Below are 14855 nucleotides of genomic sequence, written 5' to 3' on the forward strand. Positions count from 1 at the left end.
GGACATTTGAATGAATCAATCAAAAGCGGTTCGCGGCATGTCCAGGCTCTCGATCTTCATCTTAGCGCTTTCGCTGTTCGTCGCTGCGGCATGCTCGAACGATGCGGACGGTCCAGGAACGGTCGAGAGCGGCGCAAGCGGGCAGAGCAAGTTCGACCTGAAATTCGAGAAGCTGGATACGGAGCTGACGCCGGAGCCCGGCGCCAGCCTGTTGATCTGGGAAAGCAAGGAAGCTCGTCCGTTCGTGGAAGCTATCATGAAAGAGTTTACGGAATTGTACGGCGTCGAAGTGAACATGCAGGAGCTCGGAACGATGGATCAGATCGGCAAATTCGAGCTGGACGGTCCGGCCGGGCTGGCCGCGGACGTCATTACGACCTCTCAGGATCATTTGGGCAAAGCGGCCAGCGCCGGGTTAATCCTGCCTAATGACGAGTTCGAAGAAGCGACGCGCAGCGAACACGAGGACGTTGCCGTCGTCTCCGCCTCTTACAACAACAGGCTGTACGGCTATCCGATCAAAGTGATGACTTATGCGATGTTCTATAACAAGGATTTGATCGGCGAGCCGCCCTCAACGATCGAAGAGGTCGTCGAATTCGCTTCGACGTTCAACGATCCGGACAACAATAAGTACGCCTTTATGTTCGACGCGCCTTTCTTCTACTTCAGTTATCCCTTCATCGGCTCCGCCGGCGGCTATATCTTCGGAAACAACGGAACCGATCCTGCAGATATCGGCCTAAACAACGACGGTGCGGTCAAAGGGATGGAAGTGTTCGCGGGATTGCGAAAGGAAATTCTGCCGATTTCCGCGGGCGATATCGCCAGCGATATCAAGACGACGCTGTTCAGCGAAGGCAGCGTAGCAATGAACGTCACCGGTTCCTGGTTTATCGATACGTTCCGGCAGGCGGGCGTCAATTTCGGGGTGGCGCCGGTTCCGGCCATCGGCGGGCACGACTCCGTGACGTTATCTCAGGTGAATTCCTGGTATGTGAGCGCCTACAGCAAATATCCGAACGCAGCCAAGCTGTTCGCCAGATTCGCATCGAACAAGTCGGCGCAATTGCTGAATTACGAGCTTACCGGCGCGATTCCTACGCATATGGAAGCGGCTCGGAATCCGATTATTCAGGATGACGAGATCGCCAGCGCTTTCTATAAGCAGTTCAGCGCCTCGCACCCGGCGCCTTCCATACCGGAAGTGACCAGCATCTGGGTGCCCATGGATGCGGCGATGGTGGAAATATGGGATGGCAAGGATGCGAAGCAGGTGCTGGACAGGGCGGTTCAGCAAATTCGGGACGCCATCGCGCTCAACGCCCGGCAAGCGGATCGGCCGACCGCCGAGCCGGACTCGTCCAAGGCTCCCTTCTGACGGCTATGAAGACGAAGAAGCATGGGCCGACCGCGGCGCTCCTCTCGGTTCTTCTGCCGGGAGCGGGCCAGATCTACAACCGTCAATGGATAAAAGGGATTTTTCTGCTCGCTCTCGGAATGGTCTCGACCGGTTATTTTTTGACTGTGCTGCCGAAAGCGATACGGGGCATCGTCACCCTCGGGGACGTTCCGTCCCGGCTTGTCGAGGCGGACGGCAAGACCGTCTCCATCCCGGGGGATCATTCTATCAATTTAATGATTCAAGGCTTGATCGTGCTGTTTCTGTTCGCGCTTTATGTTTTGTTCTATGCCAATGTCATTCGGGATGCTTACCGGACGGGACGGGATCGCGATTCCGGCCGCGTCCCGGCCGACTTCAGGCACACGCTGATCTATATTCACGATTTCAAGTTCCCGCAGGCGATGCTGGTTGTTCCGGCGGCCGGCATTCTGTTCCTGACCATTCTGCCGATCGTGTTCATGATTCTGCTCGCCTTCACGAACTATTCCTCGCCGCACCATATTCCTCCGGGGAATCTGGTCGATTGGACCGGACTGGACTCGTTCGCCCAACTGTTCCGGTTGAAAAGCTGGAGCGGCACTTTTTTCGGCGTCCTGGGCTGGACGGTACTGTGGGCGTTCGTGGCTACGGCGACGACGTTCGGGTGCGGACTGATCGTCGCTCTTGTTCTCTCCCAGAAGGAAATCGTGCTTAAGGGGGTCTGGAGGACGCTGATCATCATTCCGTACGCGATCCCTCAGATGATTTCCTTGCTGGCGATGAAGATGATGTTCAACGGGCAGTTCGGTCCGATCAACCAGTACCTGTCGCACTTCGGATTGGGACGGCTGCCCTGGCTTACGGATCCCTACTGGGCCAAGTTTACGGTCATCGTCGTGAACGTCTGGATCGGAATGCCTTTGTCGTTCCTGCTCGTCAGCGGAGTGCTGTCCTCCATCTCCGCCGAATTATACGAAGCTGCCAGAGTAGAGGGGGCCGGACGCTGGCAGCAGGCGAGACTCGTTACGCTGCCGTTTATCTTCTTCGCGCTCGGACCGGTGCTTATTATTCAGCTTGCCGGTAATTTCAACAATTTCAACGTCATTTATTTGCTGACGAACGGCGGTCCGACCAACCCGAACTATCAGTTCGCGGGCCATACGGATTTGTTGATTACCTGGCTTTATAAGCTGACGCTGAACAACAATATTTACAATATCGCTTCCGCGATAGGAATCATTCTGTTTATCATCATCGCCGGATTATCGATCTGGAACTACAGACAAACCCGGTCGTTCAAAGAGGAGGAGATGGCGCAATGAAGAAGACCCGAACTTCGACGAAAGTCAGGGTCGCCGGCAGCTATCTGTTCCTGCTGACGGTCGTAGGCTGGAGCTTGTATCCGGCTTCGTGGGTCGTCCTTTCCTCCTTCAAGCCGGGCAAATCGCTGTATAGCGAGACGTTTGTTCCGAGGAGCCTGACGTTAAGCCATTATGCGGAATTGTTTCAATCCGAAAGCCTGATGTTCTCGACCTGGTATTTCAACACGCTTAAGGTGGCCGTGTTCAGCATGCTGTTCAGCACGCTGCTGGTGACGCTGTCCGCCTATGCTTTGTCCCGTTTCCGGTTTCCATGGAGGAAGGCTTCTCTAACCTTGCTGCTGATTCTCGGAATGTTCCCCGGCTTTATGAGCATGGTGGCCGTATATATCCTGCTCATGCAGATCGGGCTGCTGAATACCCATACGGCGCTGATCGTCGTCTATTCGTTCGGAGCGATCATGTTTAATCTATTTGTCGCCAAGGGCTTTTTCGATACGCTGCCGAAAGGAATCGAGGAAGCGGCGCGCATGGACGGAGCCGGCAACCTTAAGGTGTTCACCCGCATCATGCTGCCCTTGTCCAAGCCGATGCTTGTTTTCGTCGCGCTAACGACATTCACGGGCGCATGGGTGGACTTTATCTTTGCCAGCCTCGTGCTGCGGTCCAAGGAGAAATGGACGGTGGCCGTCGGCCTGTACGATATGGTCAACTCCTACCAGAATGCTTATTTCACTCTTTTCGCCGCGGGAGCGGTATTCATTGCCATCCCGATTACGCTGCTGTTCATGTATTTGCAGCGTCATTTTGTCGACGGGTTAACGGCCGGCGCCAACAAAGGCTAGAGGAGGTGCGGGGGAAATGGAAAGCGAGATTGTCTCCGCATCGCGGCTTACGGTCGACGCCTCGCAGGAGAAAGCGGATGCCGGAGTTGCCAGGCCGCTTATACGCAATCGAACGTTTATGTGGGTCTTATCCGGCAATGCGATTTCCGTATTCGGAGATTGCTTTAACGGAATCGCGCTCAGCCTGTGGATATTGCAGACGACCGGAAGCGCCAAATCGATGGCGGCCGTGCTGATGACGCATATGATCCTGAGCGTCCTGCTCGGATCCGTAGCCGGAACGGTCGCCGATCGGATGGACCGCCGCAAGCTGATGCTCGTGTCGGACTCGCTGCGCTGCGCGATTGCGGCCGCCTTGGCTTATTTGGTTTTCTATGCCGAGGTTTCATTCCCTGTTATCCTAGTCATGGTTGCGCTATTGGCGACGGCGAGTTTGTTCCAGGCTCCCGCATTCCATGCCTCGATCCATCCGATCGTAGGAAAGGATAAGCTGCAGCAGGCGACGGGCTGGATTCATCTTGCCGATAATATTTCCAGAATCTCAGGGCTGGCCCTGGCAGGGGTCCTGGTGGCGACGTTCGGAGGGTTTGCGGCGATTCTGTTTAATTCGCTGGCCTATCTCTTGTCAATGCTGTGCGTATTGGCGGCAGGGCAATTTCCCTCCTACCGCAGCGCAAGGCCGAAAGACTCGACGTTTGTCGGCGATCTCAAGGAAGGCTTTCGTTATATCGGCGCCAACTCCTTGGCCAGAGCGATCGTCGTGCTTCATCCGCTGCTTATTCTGTTCTTTATGTCGTCGTTGACGATGGTTCAGGTAATGGCGGTAAAAGAATGGAAAGCGGGGCCTGTTGCGTTCGGCTTTATTGAATTGTGCATTCCGCTAGGCTACATGCTGGGCGCTGGCGTAATTCTGAGTTTTGGCTCGCGGATCGGGCGTCGAGGTCTATGGATATGCGCGGGGCTGCTGCTGCTGGGACCGATGTTCTATCTCTTGTCGATCATGCGCAGCGCATGGCCGGCATTGCCGTTCGTGCTAGGCTGCGGATTGTTGTTCGCCTTCAGCACGATGCTCATCCAGATTATTCTCCGATCGGAAGTCAGCGTCGAGCTTCAGGGACGATTGTACGGCGCGATGGGGGCGTTGTCCGGGATTGCCCCGCCGCTAGGCTTGGCCGTCTTCTCCTCCGTCGCCGACCGTTATGGAGCGTCGTGGACGTTATCGATGATTTCCATGCTGTTTCTGGCCGTCGGCCTCGCGGTCGTTTTGACCCTGAAGCGGATCAGAGCCTATGTGTGAGCGACGAAAATCCGATCATCAAAAAGGAGCCGCCCCGCTTATGGGGCGGCTTCCAGCTTTTCACTCTTGCTATAAACCCACTTGGACAGCCCCACGCTCACCTCGTAGAGAACGAAGAGCGGGATGATCACCAGCACGTCGGACATAATATCCGGCGGCGTAATCATGACGGCGGTTACGGTCAGGATGAAGTATGACAGCTTGCGCGCCTTGGCCAACCGGGCCGGACTTAGAATGCCGATCCGGGTCAGAAACATGACCGTGACGGGCATTTCGAACAGAAGCCCGAACGGCAAGGTCATGCTCAGCATAAAGGAGAAGTACCGGTCCGCCGTGTACATCGTGGCAAAATCCCCCGACATCCCTTCCAAAAACTGCAGCACCATCGGATAAATGACGAAATACCCGAAGACGATCCCGCCCGCGAACAACACGGGGAGCCAGGGGATATACGCCAGCGTGGCCCGCTGTTCCTGAGGGTTCAAGGCCGGCTTGACGAACAGCCAAGCCTGGTAGGCGGCGACCGGCAAGGTGACGGCAATGGCGACAACGCCCGCCAACTTCAGATAGACCCAGATGACGTCGGACGGAGCCAGAATCGCCAGCTTGAAATCCAGATCCCGGACCAGCCAGTGATAGATCTCCTTCACATAGATGAAAGCGCCGCAGAGAGACACCAGAAACGCGATCAGCGTAAAAATGATTCTGCGGCGCATTTCGCCCAAGTGGCCGACAAAGCTCACTTCCGCGCTTTCGGCCTTCATTTGGAGCCTCCTTAGCCTTTGTTGGACTCGACCGCGGTCAGGCGCGGCTTTTGCTCCGAAGCGGCGGCTTCAATCGCTTCGTCCTTATTTTTCTCTTCCTTATCGCCGTCGATCATGCCGCGGGTAGCGCTCTTGAATTCGCTGAGCGTGCGGCCGAAGGCTCGGCCCAATTCAGGCAGCTTGGACGGTCCGAAAATGATGAGCGCGATGATCAGGATCAGAATCAGGCCGCCGATCCCGATATTTCCGAATGGCATGGTAATGCCTCCTCGCTATGAGTAGATTAGCCGAGCTTGAAGCCGCGGATGGCCACGACGGCCTCGCGCGGGATTTTGTCGCCCTTGCGGTGCGGCCATAGGCTCGTCGGTTTGCCGGCATCCGTCGTATTTTCGCCTGGATGCTGGATGGACAGGAACAGCGTACGCTCGTCCGGCGTGAAGTAAGGTCCGGTCATTTCGCATTCGCGGGGGCCGGAAGCAAACTGCAGGGCTTCGCCCTTGCTCGGTCCGGCCGTCGGAATAACGAACAGGCCGTTGTTCTTGAAGTGCGTGAACACGCCCTTGTTCAGGCTGCTAGAGGAAATGTCCGTCACAACCCAGAGGCTGCCGTTGGAATCGAAAGCAAGGTTATCCGGCGAGCTGAAGCCGGATTGGCGCCCGCCTGCCGCGAAAATTTCAAAGTCGAATTCGGTTGCGCCCAGATCGTCGTCCTTCTCGAATATGCGGGTGATGTGTCCGTGGATGTTGCCGTGGTTGTCGTTGTTCGTGTGGCAAATAAAGATCGTGTTGTCGAACGGAGAAATCTCCACGTCCTCCGGACGGTCCGTCGGTGTTCCGCCGACCAGCAGCGCAGCTTCCGCGCAGTTGGTAACGACGTCGCCTTGGGTTTGGTATTTTTTCAGAAGCTCTTCCCGCGTGCCCTTAACGCCAGTCGGAGCCTTGAAGCCTTCTTTCCCCAGTGCGCTGCGTACCGCGTCAAGAGTGACCTCCAGCCATTTGCCGCCCTTCAGATTGGCGACATACAGCGTGCCTTCGGAGAGCAGGTCGGAATTGCGGCGTCCGGCCGCCGGATCGTATTTGCCTTTGGTTACGAATTTATATACGCACGCGTCTTTCACGTCGTCGCCCATGTACACGACCACTCTGCCGTCTTTGGAGATGCCCATCGCCGTATTTTCATGGTGGAAACGACCCAGAGCCGTATGCTTTCTCTGGAACGTGCCGTCGAACGGATCGATTTCCGCGACCCAGCCGTAATGCGTCGCGTTCAAGCCTGCGGCTCCCGCGGTAGATTCGAAGTTTTCTTCGCAGGACATGACCGTGTTCCACAGCGTGACGCCGCCGGAGCAGTTGGCGAACGTTCCCGTTACGGCGGAGACGCTTCCGACCGCTTGGGCGCCGCGGGCCGGGCCGGTCAGCTCGAATTTGCTGAAGCCGTTGATACGGCGGGCATACTTGGACGACGTGTCCATTTTCCATACGCCGTCTTCGCCCTGTTTGACTTCGATCACCGACATGCCTTGATAGTAGAGCTCGTTGCGGATTTGTTCCGCCGTCATTTTGCCGTCCTTGATGTCCCCGTGCAGGAAAAGGTTCGTGTACTCATGGTTGGTCACCAGCAGGCCATGCGAGGTGGAGCCGTTGATCGGGAGGTAAGCATTGTAGTCCGCCCCTTGTCCGAATTTGTCTCCCGCGTTGTTGATCACGTCGTCGAACGCGGCTACGACGTCGTACCGGTAGCCCTTCGGCAGAACGAGCTGATCGGCGTCGGACGGCTGAATCGGCTCGAAAAATCCGCTCACCCGATTCGTTTTGAAACCGAAAAGATGATCGGCCGTCTTGGATGCGGCGGAGGCTTTGCCCTCCAGCGTGCCCAGACCTGCGGATGCGGCTGCCAGCGCGGCTGCTCCCGTTCCCAGGTAGGACAAAAATTTGCGGCGGTCCATTTTCTGGTTTTCAATCATGATTTTGGCACACTCCCATTTGGACAAATTGGGTCATCACCATCAGCATAGTGGCTCCGTATCAATGGGGTGTTAGTTGGAAGGCAGCGATTTGTAAAAAAAGAAGTTGAGATCACGAGAAAGTCACCATGTTACGGTAAGCTGCATGTCAACAACCGTCAGTTTTTATGCATCCTCCGATATTGGGCCGGCGTCATTCCATACACCTTTTTGAAGACGGAATAAAACGTGTTAAGCGACGAAAATCCGAAATGTTGGACGATTGGCTCAATCGGCGAGTCGGAGGCAAGCAGCTCCTGACAAATGTAATTTAGGCGCTTCTCCGATATCTTGTCCGTAATGGACTGGTTTGTCTCCGCTTTATACAAACTGCGAAAATAATTCACGGACAATCCCAAATGATCGGCCAGTATTTTGGCGGACAAGTTCGGATCGGTTAATTGTTCTTCAATGAACCGGTCCGCCTGCTCGATCAGGGACACGTTTTTGGACAGACTGCGAGCAGCGGCAATGTCTTCGAGCGTCTTGGTTACCAATGCTTCCATCCAGGGCAGCACGTTTTCTATCGTCTCTTGCTGAATGATCTGATTCTCGATAGAAGTCAGCCCCCATGATCTGGACAGCGGTTGGCTGGAGTGCTCCTGCATGAGCCGGCGTATATTCATAAACAAGGTAATCAACGACATTTTACATTCAAAATAGGGCAGTTCCCGCAGCTTGACTACGGCTGAGCGTATGACCCCCAGAACGATATCCGCATTGCCCTTTGGAATGGCAAGAGCAATCAGCCGCTCTTTGTCCACGGGCAGATGATACAGTTCTCCTGGCTCGTCGGTCAGCCATGCTTTCACGACGACCGCTCTGTGTCCGAATCGGAATCGTTCCTGCGTCAGTTCATACGTCTCCATATATACCTCGTGCATGTCTGCCAGGCTGGACAGCGTCCTGCCCCAAGCAACGGTCGTTCCGACGGACAAATACTGTTCTATTAACTGTTGGGATACCTCCAGCTTCTTCGCAAATTGTTCGGACAAGGGAGCCGATAAGACCACCGCCACGTGATCGTTCCCCATGTCCACCGTTTGCAGCTTGTGCTTGGACGATTGCAGCGATTCCTGGATAATATTGGACATTGCAAATCGGAGCAGACGCCGGTCCTTCTCCGGGTAGATCTCCGAAAATTCCGAAAAGCGATCGATCCGGAAGATGGCTACCGACAGGTGAGCTTGCGGCAGATCAATTCCCCATTCTTGAAATTGAGCGTCTATTTCCTCTGCCGAATGGTAGATCTCCCCCAGAAAATCTCGTAAAAACCTCTCCCTGCCCAATATTTTATTATGCCGCCATTGCTCGGTCAGTTCATGGATCTGATTGCGTTGGGCTGTAAACACATTGGACAGATAGTCAAGTTCATTCGGGCTGTTTCCTTCGCCGGGCTTATCAGCCTGATGCTGCCTCATCACTCTGCTAATCAGCTCTTGAATAGGCGAGTACACCCGTTTGGAAATCAAAACGATAACGGTCAATGAGGCTATGAACAGGATGAGGAACAGAATCAGGCTTGTGTTGCGAAGAACCGTGACTTTTCCCAAAATGACAGACTTCGGTATCGTTTCGATAAAGGTCCAATCCTGGATTCCTTTAATGGAGGAGGTTGCGTACACCATCAGCTGCTCCCTTTGATTTCGGGGCTGGAAGAGCCTCCATCCGCTTTCTCCCCTGCTCTCGTGGCTCCTGAGTTCCGCAATTTGTTCCTGATTCAAAGGATTGCTGCTATACACGGTCTCGTCTCTATCATTCAGAACTGTAACTGACCTGTTGGCATACTTCGAATTGTTCTGCAGCAGAGTCATGAGATTATGAGTATCCACATTCAGAACTAAAGCGGAGATGGAGCTGCCTTTTTCGTAAAATCTTACGATGGTCATGACCTCTTTGGGCGTATTCTCGACAAGAGGAATGGACAAGGTTCTCGGAATGAGAACGCTGTGGTTCGCTGTAGCCGGATCCCGTAAACGCTCAATGATGTCCTGATCGTAAAATGCTTCCGCATCGTTCAATCCCAGTCTGGAATCGACTACCGTATTCGTGTAATCGTTGATGAGGTATACCGAATCGATAGACGGATTGGCGTTCTTAATGTCCATAAGCCGACTCCATACCTCGAAAGTTTGAAAATCGCTGTAGTGATCCGAAAGGGCATACACCTTGAGGGTGCTGTCATTGCTGGAGGAAAAGCTGAATTCCAGCGCCCATTCCATCAGTCGCGCCGTGTTCCGGGCGCCGTTGGCCAGCAAGGATTCGGAATGATCTCCGATCTCTTCCAGAAGCGTTTTAGAAGATTGCCAATAGAGCAGCGCAAAAGATACGCCCAGAACCAGAACGTTTGCGCTGACAAAATAAAAAATAAGCCTCATATAAGTAGGATGCCGCTTGAGGGATGCGAGGAGTGGAAGTCTGAATTTCATTGCGATAGAGCCTCCGTAATCACAATTGCCGATCTCGTAAAATGGTGGATTAATTATAGCATACCGAGCATTTCCGTCTGCCGAATCGTTTATTTTCGACATAGTGTTATTTTTGGGAAGTTCGTAAATCTGCGTTTGCAGGAAAGATCGGAGTTTACCGGAATTGCCGCTGCGATGAGGGCTTGGTAAGGTTACGGCATAGAACGGGATGCCGATGCGAGTGCAGTCTCGATGAAAGGAGGGAAACACACAGATGCAATACCAACTTCACGCAAGTCCTCGATCCAAGCTGAAGCATATCGTTCGAAATCCCTTTCTCTATGCGATGGCCGCGCCGGGACTACTATTCTTTCTCGTGTTCAGTTATTTTCCCATATACGGGATTATGATCGCCTTCAAAGATTATAATTTTGCCAAAGGGATCACGGGAAGCGATTGGGTCGGTTTTAAGAACTTCGACTATTTTTTTACGTCGGATGACTTCTGGATCATTCTGCGCAACACGCTGACGTTGAACATGCTGTTCATTTTGTTTACTACGGCGGCTGCGGTGTTAATCGCGCTTATGTTCAATGAAATTCGCAATAAGTATTTCAAACGAATCTCGCAATCTTTCATTTTTCTTCCTTATTTTATGTCCTGGATTGTGGTAGGCATGATTGTCCAGTCCTTATTCGGCGGGGAAGAGCCGATGATCAATACTTGGCTGCAAAATATCGGCCTGGAACCGGTCAACTGGATGTTCGAGTCGAAGCTGTGGCCGTACATTCTAACGGTGATCCGCGTGTGGCAAGGAGCCGGTTATCTCTCGATTATTTTTCTGGCTGCGATTACCGGTATCTCGGAGGAGTTGTACGAGGCTGCCCGAATTGACGGGGCATCCAAGCTGCAGATTGTGCTGCGAATTACGCTGCCGCTGCTCGTTCCTACCATTATGATCATGACTTTGCTGGCTGTGGGCAAAATTTTCAACGGGGATTTTGCCATGATCTATGCCATCATCGGAGACAATTCCTTGCTGTATCCGACTACCGACGTTATCGACACCTTCGTATTCCGCTCCATGAGACAGCTGCATGACTTCGGCATGTCTTCGGCGGTTGGCCTGTTCCAATCGGTTATGGGTCTGATCTTCGTCATTGCCGCCAACTGGATAACCCGAAGGGTGTCTAAAGAATCCGCATTATTCTAGGAGAATAACGATGAGACAGAAACAGAGCGCTGCGGATCGGACTTTTACGGTACTTGCCTATACGTTTATTTTGTTGTTCACCTTATTTTGTCTGTTTCCTTTTCTGCTGATGATTATCGGCTCTTTTACGGACGAGGGAGAACTGATTGCGCACGGGTATACTTTATTTCCGCAAAAATTATCGCTGGACGCTTACAAGGCGGTTTTGCAATCGGAGGTGCTGTTCAACGGCTATGCGGTCACGATTTTTATCACCGCCGCAGGCGCATTAAGTGCGTTGTGCATCTCCGCAATGCTCGGCTATTCGCTGGCTAATAAACGAAATGTCCTGCAAACGCCTTTTCTGATTTTTTGCTACTTGCCTATGCTTTTTTCCGGCGGAATCATTCCATTTTATATTGTGGTCAGTCAGTGGCTGCATTTGCAGAATACCGTCTGGGTGCTCATTCTAACCTTGTTATGCCAACCGTTCCTTGTCTTTTTGCTTGTCAGTTTCTTCCGAACCATTCCCGAGGAGTTGGAGGAAGCCGCAAGAATCGACGGGGCGAATGAAATGAGAATTTTCTTTCAAATTATGATCCCGATCTCGAAGCCGATTCTGGCTTCCGTCGGTCTGTTCTATGCGCTGAACTACTGGAATGACTGGTTTATGGGATTGATGTTCGTGGACAATGAGAAGTTGTTCCCGCTGCAGTTGATTCTGCGTCGGATGGTATCCAATATGGAAGCCGCCAAAAATCTCATTCCCTCTGGCGTAGCCATTTCCGTGACGCCGCCAACCTATGGCGTGAGGATGGCGACAACCGTGCTGACGATCGGCCCGATTGTCTTGCTGTATCCCATGCTTCAGAAGTATTTCGTCAAGGGTCTAACAGTGGGCGCCGTCAAAGGGTAAACGAGGATTTCCGGCATTAACCGGGTTAGCCCGGTTAATCATAGATTTTTTCAATAGATATGGGAGGGTAACGACATGAGATTAAAAAAAATGTTTGGCGTGACGACGACGGCGATATTGGCTTCGTCGCTGATGTTGGCGGGCTGCGGAGGCAATACGGAGACAGGCGGCAAGGAGGGGAATTCGCCGTCGCATTCGGACAGCGCTGCATCCGCACCGAAGGCAACGGTGACGCTGAAAGCTTATTTTCCGGGGGATAAACCGGCTGGCTTTGACGAGGTGCTGCAGGCGGTCAACGACAAGTTGAAAGCGGACAACATCGGGGCGGCCCTGAATATCCATTTCTTGCCGTGGTCCGATTACGGAAATGCGGTATCCGTGAAGATGTCCGCCGGGGAAGACTTCGATATGTATCTCGATGCCCCATGGTTATCCATGAATCAGATGATCGCCAGCAATTCTTTAATGGAACTGGATGCGATGGTGGCCGAACGTCCGGAGCTACAAGCATCCATCCCCCAGGAAATGTGGGAATATAACAAATTCGACGGCAAAATTATGGGCGTTCCGCTCGGTACCACCCAAGGCCAGCTATACGGACTGTTGATCCGCAAAGATTTACGCGTGAAATACGGACTTCCCGAGTTGAAAACGCTCGACGATCTAGAGGAATTTCTGTACGCGGTCAAGGAAAACGAGAAGGAGGTCAAGCCCTTCGTCATTAACGGCATCAAAGCCGATAAACTTCCGTTTATCCTGAGCGAATCCGCTAATCTGGCGCTCGATGAAGTGCTCGAAATCGGTGTCAACATGTTCGCCTATTCAACCAAGGACAAGAAAGTCGTCGGTCAATGGGCAAGCCCGATGATTGCCGATGCTTATGATCGTGTGACCCAATACTACAAGGACGGCATACTCTCCAAAAATATCGCGCAGGAGCAAAATGCAGAAACGCTGTTCAAGCAAGGCAAATATGCGGCCACCTACTATGCGGCTGATGGCGTAGAAGGATTGAAATATTCGGAAATGCTGCAAGACGGCAGCGACAAGCTTGAGGTTTTCGTTCCGAACGGCGATCAGGCCAATCCGTATACCGCTTTCCAGCAATGGAATTTCCTTTGCATCCCGATTTCATCCAAGCACGCCGATTTAGCGATGGATGTCGTCAATTGGATGTCGATTAAGGAAAACCACGATTTGATGGAATACGGCATTCAAGGAAAGGACTGGGAACCTGTCGGCGACTCGAGCTATAAGGCGCTGTCCAGCTATTCCTTCCCGGGCTACGTGCTGACCTGGCGGCCAACGTTGAACCGCACGCCGGACACGATGATGGCGGATGACAAGAAGTGGTTCGACTTCGCTACCGATCCGGCCAACTTCACGCTTAGTCCAACGTCGGGCTTCAACTTTAACGCTGAAAAGGTGAAGACGGAATATGCCAAAATTACGCCGCTTCACGATTCGATCTTCCTGCCGCTGAGCCAAGGCGTGCTGCCTGCCGATCAGGGCAAGAAGACGCTGGAGGAAAAAATGGCCAGCCTGGGCGGGCAACAAGTGATCGATGAAATTCAAGCGCAAATCAATGCCGTCATCTCCGGTAAATAAAGGCACTTAAAATACTGAAAGAGGTATTTCACATGAACATAAAACGCAGCGCGCAAAATCCTGTTATCAGAGTCGAGGACGTTGCGCCCTCCCGCCCCGACTTTCGAGTGCTGGGTGCGTTTAATGCAGGCGTTGCGCAGTTAGCGGATGAAATTATCCTGTTGCTGCGCATTGCGGAAGCGCCGGTATCGGACCGGGCGGACGAGGTGCTCGTCCCCCGGCTGAACGAAGCGGGTATCGATGTACTTGTCAAGCGCTACGACAAGGCCGATCCGAGCTATGATTTCTCGGATTCGCGCTTCATCGCAAGGGACGGACGAACAGTCATGCTCACCTCCTTATCCCATCTCCGGGTGGCGCGAAGCAAGGACGGCGTTCATTTCGACATCGAGCGGCAGCCGGCCTTGTTTCCGGAAAATGCGCTGGAAGCGTGGGGAATTGAAGATCCCCGCGTGACCCAAATCGGGGACGTCTATTACATCACTTACAGCTCGGCCTCCGCTCGAGGCGTTGGCGTCGGCCTGGCGGAGACCCGGGATTTTCGAACCTTCAAACGTCGCGGGCTTATGCTGGCTCCGGAAAATAAGGACGTCATGATATTCCCGGAAAAAATCAACGGCAAATATTACGCTTTGCACCGCCCGGTACCGAAATCGTTCGGCGCTCCCGAGATGTGGATCGTCGAATCGCCCGATCTGGACCACTGGGGGAACCATCGCTTTCTGATGGGGCTAAGCGAGCAAGGCTGGGATTCGGCTCGCATGGGCGGCGGCGCGGTTCCGATTCGAACCGAGCTCGGTTGGCTTGCTCTGTACCACGGAGCGGACAGCACGCATCGCTATTGTATGGGCGCGGCGCTGCTCGACTTGGAGAATCCCGCTAAGGTGATTGCGAGATCCCGTATCCCCGTATTGGAGCCGGAGGCTGCATATGAGGTGAACGGATTTTTCGGCAAGGTCGTGTTTTCGTGCGGCGCCCTGTTGCTGGATCAAAACGTCCGCATGTATTACGGCGCCGCGGATGAAGTGATGGCCGTGGCGGACATCCCCTTGGAGGATATATTTCGTACTTTTTTTTGAGTTAAACAAGGGAGGAGCATGAGAATGGCTAACCAAATGCA

General features: G+C 53.4%; 12 protein-coding genes. 8 read left to right on the top strand and 4 right to left on the bottom strand.

Translation table 11 applies throughout. The features are described 5' to 3' along the window. The first annotated feature begins 10 nt into the window (after nucleotides 1-10). From ACESLM_RS01475 to ACESLM_RS01490, 4 genes are read left to right on the top strand one after another with little or no spacing between them, the layout of a single operon-like run. Nucleotides 11-1381 (top strand): sugar ABC transporter substrate-binding protein, encoded by a 1371-nt coding sequence (locus tag ACESLM_RS01475; RefSeq protein WP_372629308.1) that lies wholly within the window; start codon nucleotides 11-13, stop codon nucleotides 1379-1381. Between the two features lie 5 nt (nucleotides 1382-1386). Then, nucleotides 1387-2706, top strand: coding sequence for a sugar ABC transporter permease (locus tag ACESLM_RS01480; protein ID WP_372629310.1), 1320 nt, complete (start codon nucleotides 1387-1389; stop codon nucleotides 2704-2706). Beyond that, on the top strand, nucleotides 2703-3548 hold the full coding sequence (locus ACESLM_RS01485) for a sugar ABC transporter permease (RefSeq protein ID WP_372629312.1): 846 nt from the start codon (nucleotides 2703-2705) through the stop codon (nucleotides 3546-3548). Before ACESLM_RS01480 ends, ACESLM_RS01485 begins: the two co-directional genes overlap by 4 nt. Before the next feature lie 16 nt (nucleotides 3549-3564). Then, nucleotides 3565-4845: an MFS transporter gene (locus tag ACESLM_RS01490; RefSeq protein WP_372629314.1), complete on the top strand. Its 1281-nt coding sequence runs from the start codon at nucleotides 3565-3567 to the stop codon at nucleotides 4843-4845. A 38-nt stretch (nucleotides 4846-4883) separates the two neighbouring features. On the opposite strand, the gene tatC is transcribed toward ACESLM_RS01490, so the two are convergent. From tatC to ACESLM_RS01510, 4 genes are all read right to left on the bottom strand, one after another. After that, entirely contained in the window at nucleotides 4884-5609 is a 726-nt protein-coding gene (gene tatC, locus ACESLM_RS01495; protein WP_372629316.1) for a twin-arginine translocase subunit TatC, read from the bottom strand. An 11-nt stretch (nucleotides 5610-5620) separates the two neighbouring features. Further along, nucleotides 5621-5866, bottom strand: coding sequence for a twin-arginine translocase TatA/TatE family subunit (gene tatA, locus ACESLM_RS01500; RefSeq protein WP_372629318.1), 246 nt, complete (start codon nucleotides 5864-5866; stop codon nucleotides 5621-5623). A gap of 26 nt (nucleotides 5867-5892) precedes the next feature. Then, a complete protein-coding gene (locus ACESLM_RS01505; RefSeq protein WP_372629320.1) occupies nucleotides 5893-7572 on the bottom strand; it encodes a PhoX family protein in 1680 nt (559 codons plus the stop codon). Nucleotides 7573-7730: 158 nt separating this feature from the next. Beyond that, on the bottom strand, nucleotides 7731-10142 hold the full coding sequence (locus ACESLM_RS01510) for a helix-turn-helix domain-containing protein (protein WP_372629322.1): 2412 nt from the start codon (nucleotides 10140-10142) through the stop codon (nucleotides 7731-7733). Nucleotides 10143-10293: 151 nt separating this feature from the next. Here ACESLM_RS01510 and ACESLM_RS01515 point away from each other — a divergent pair, with 151 nt between their 5' ends. The 4 genes from ACESLM_RS01515 to ACESLM_RS01530 all read left to right on the top strand — a co-directional run bounded on the left by ACESLM_RS01515 (nucleotide 10294) and on the right by ACESLM_RS01530 (nucleotide 14814). Beyond that, a complete protein-coding gene (locus ACESLM_RS01515) occupies nucleotides 10294-11232 on the top strand; it encodes an ABC transporter permease (protein ID WP_372629324.1) in 939 nt (312 codons plus the stop codon). Nucleotides 11233-11242: 10 nt separating this feature from the next. Next, entirely contained in the window at nucleotides 11243-12127 is an 885-nt protein-coding gene (locus ACESLM_RS01520) for a carbohydrate ABC transporter permease (RefSeq protein WP_372629326.1), read from the top strand. 75 nt (nucleotides 12128-12202) lie between these two features. After that, nucleotides 12203-13735, top strand: a complete 1533-nt coding sequence (locus tag ACESLM_RS01525; RefSeq protein ID WP_372629328.1) for a DUF3502 domain-containing protein — start codon at nucleotides 12203-12205, stop codon at nucleotides 13733-13735. Between the two features lie 32 nt (nucleotides 13736-13767). Then, nucleotides 13768-14814, top strand: coding sequence for a glycoside hydrolase family 130 protein (locus ACESLM_RS01530; RefSeq protein ID WP_372629329.1), 1047 nt, complete (start codon nucleotides 13768-13770; stop codon nucleotides 14812-14814). Nucleotides 14815-14855: the final 41 nt, after the last annotated feature.

The organism is Cohnella sp., from assembly GCF_041641335.1.
Taxonomy (GTDB): domain Bacteria; phylum Bacillota; class Bacilli; order Paenibacillales; family Paenibacillaceae; genus Cohnella.

Excerpts from the sequence above, each read along its gene's own strand:
- tatC (WP_372629316.1), bottom strand. The coding sequence starts at position 5,609 with ATGAAGGCCGAAAGCGCGGAAGTGAGCTTTGTCGGCCACTTGGGCGAA.
- ACESLM_RS01520 (WP_372629326.1), top strand. The coding sequence starts at position 11,243 with ATGAGACAGAAACAGAGCGCTGCGGATCGGACTTTTACGGTACTTGCC.
- ACESLM_RS01480 (WP_372629310.1), top strand. The coding sequence starts at position 1,387 with ATGAAGACGAAGAAGCATGGGCCGACCGCGGCGCTCCTCTCGGTTCTT.
- ACESLM_RS01525 (WP_372629328.1), top strand. The coding sequence starts at position 12,203 with ATGAGATTAAAAAAAATGTTTGGCGTGACGACGACGGCGATATTGGCT.
- ACESLM_RS01530 (WP_372629329.1), top strand. The coding sequence starts at position 13,768 with ATGAACATAAAACGCAGCGCGCAAAATCCTGTTATCAGAGTCGAGGAC.
- tatA (WP_372629318.1), bottom strand. The coding sequence starts at position 5,866 with ATGCCATTCGGAAATATCGGGATCGGCGGCCTGATTCTGATCCTGATC.
- ACESLM_RS01505 (WP_372629320.1), bottom strand. The coding sequence starts at position 7,572 with ATGATTGAAAACCAGAAAATGGACCGCCGCAAATTTTTGTCCTACCTG.
- ACESLM_RS01510 (WP_372629322.1), bottom strand. The coding sequence starts at position 10,142 with ATGTCGAAAATAAACGATTCGGCAGACGGAAATGCTCGGTATGCTATA.
- ACESLM_RS01490 (WP_372629314.1), top strand. The coding sequence starts at position 3,565 with ATGGAAAGCGAGATTGTCTCCGCATCGCGGCTTACGGTCGACGCCTCG.
- ACESLM_RS01485 (WP_372629312.1), top strand. The coding sequence starts at position 2,703 with ATGAAGAAGACCCGAACTTCGACGAAAGTCAGGGTCGCCGGCAGCTAT.
- ACESLM_RS01475 (WP_372629308.1), top strand. The coding sequence starts at position 11 with ATGAATCAATCAAAAGCGGTTCGCGGCATGTCCAGGCTCTCGATCTTC.
- ACESLM_RS01515 (WP_372629324.1), top strand. The coding sequence starts at position 10,294 with ATGCAATACCAACTTCACGCAAGTCCTCGATCCAAGCTGAAGCATATC.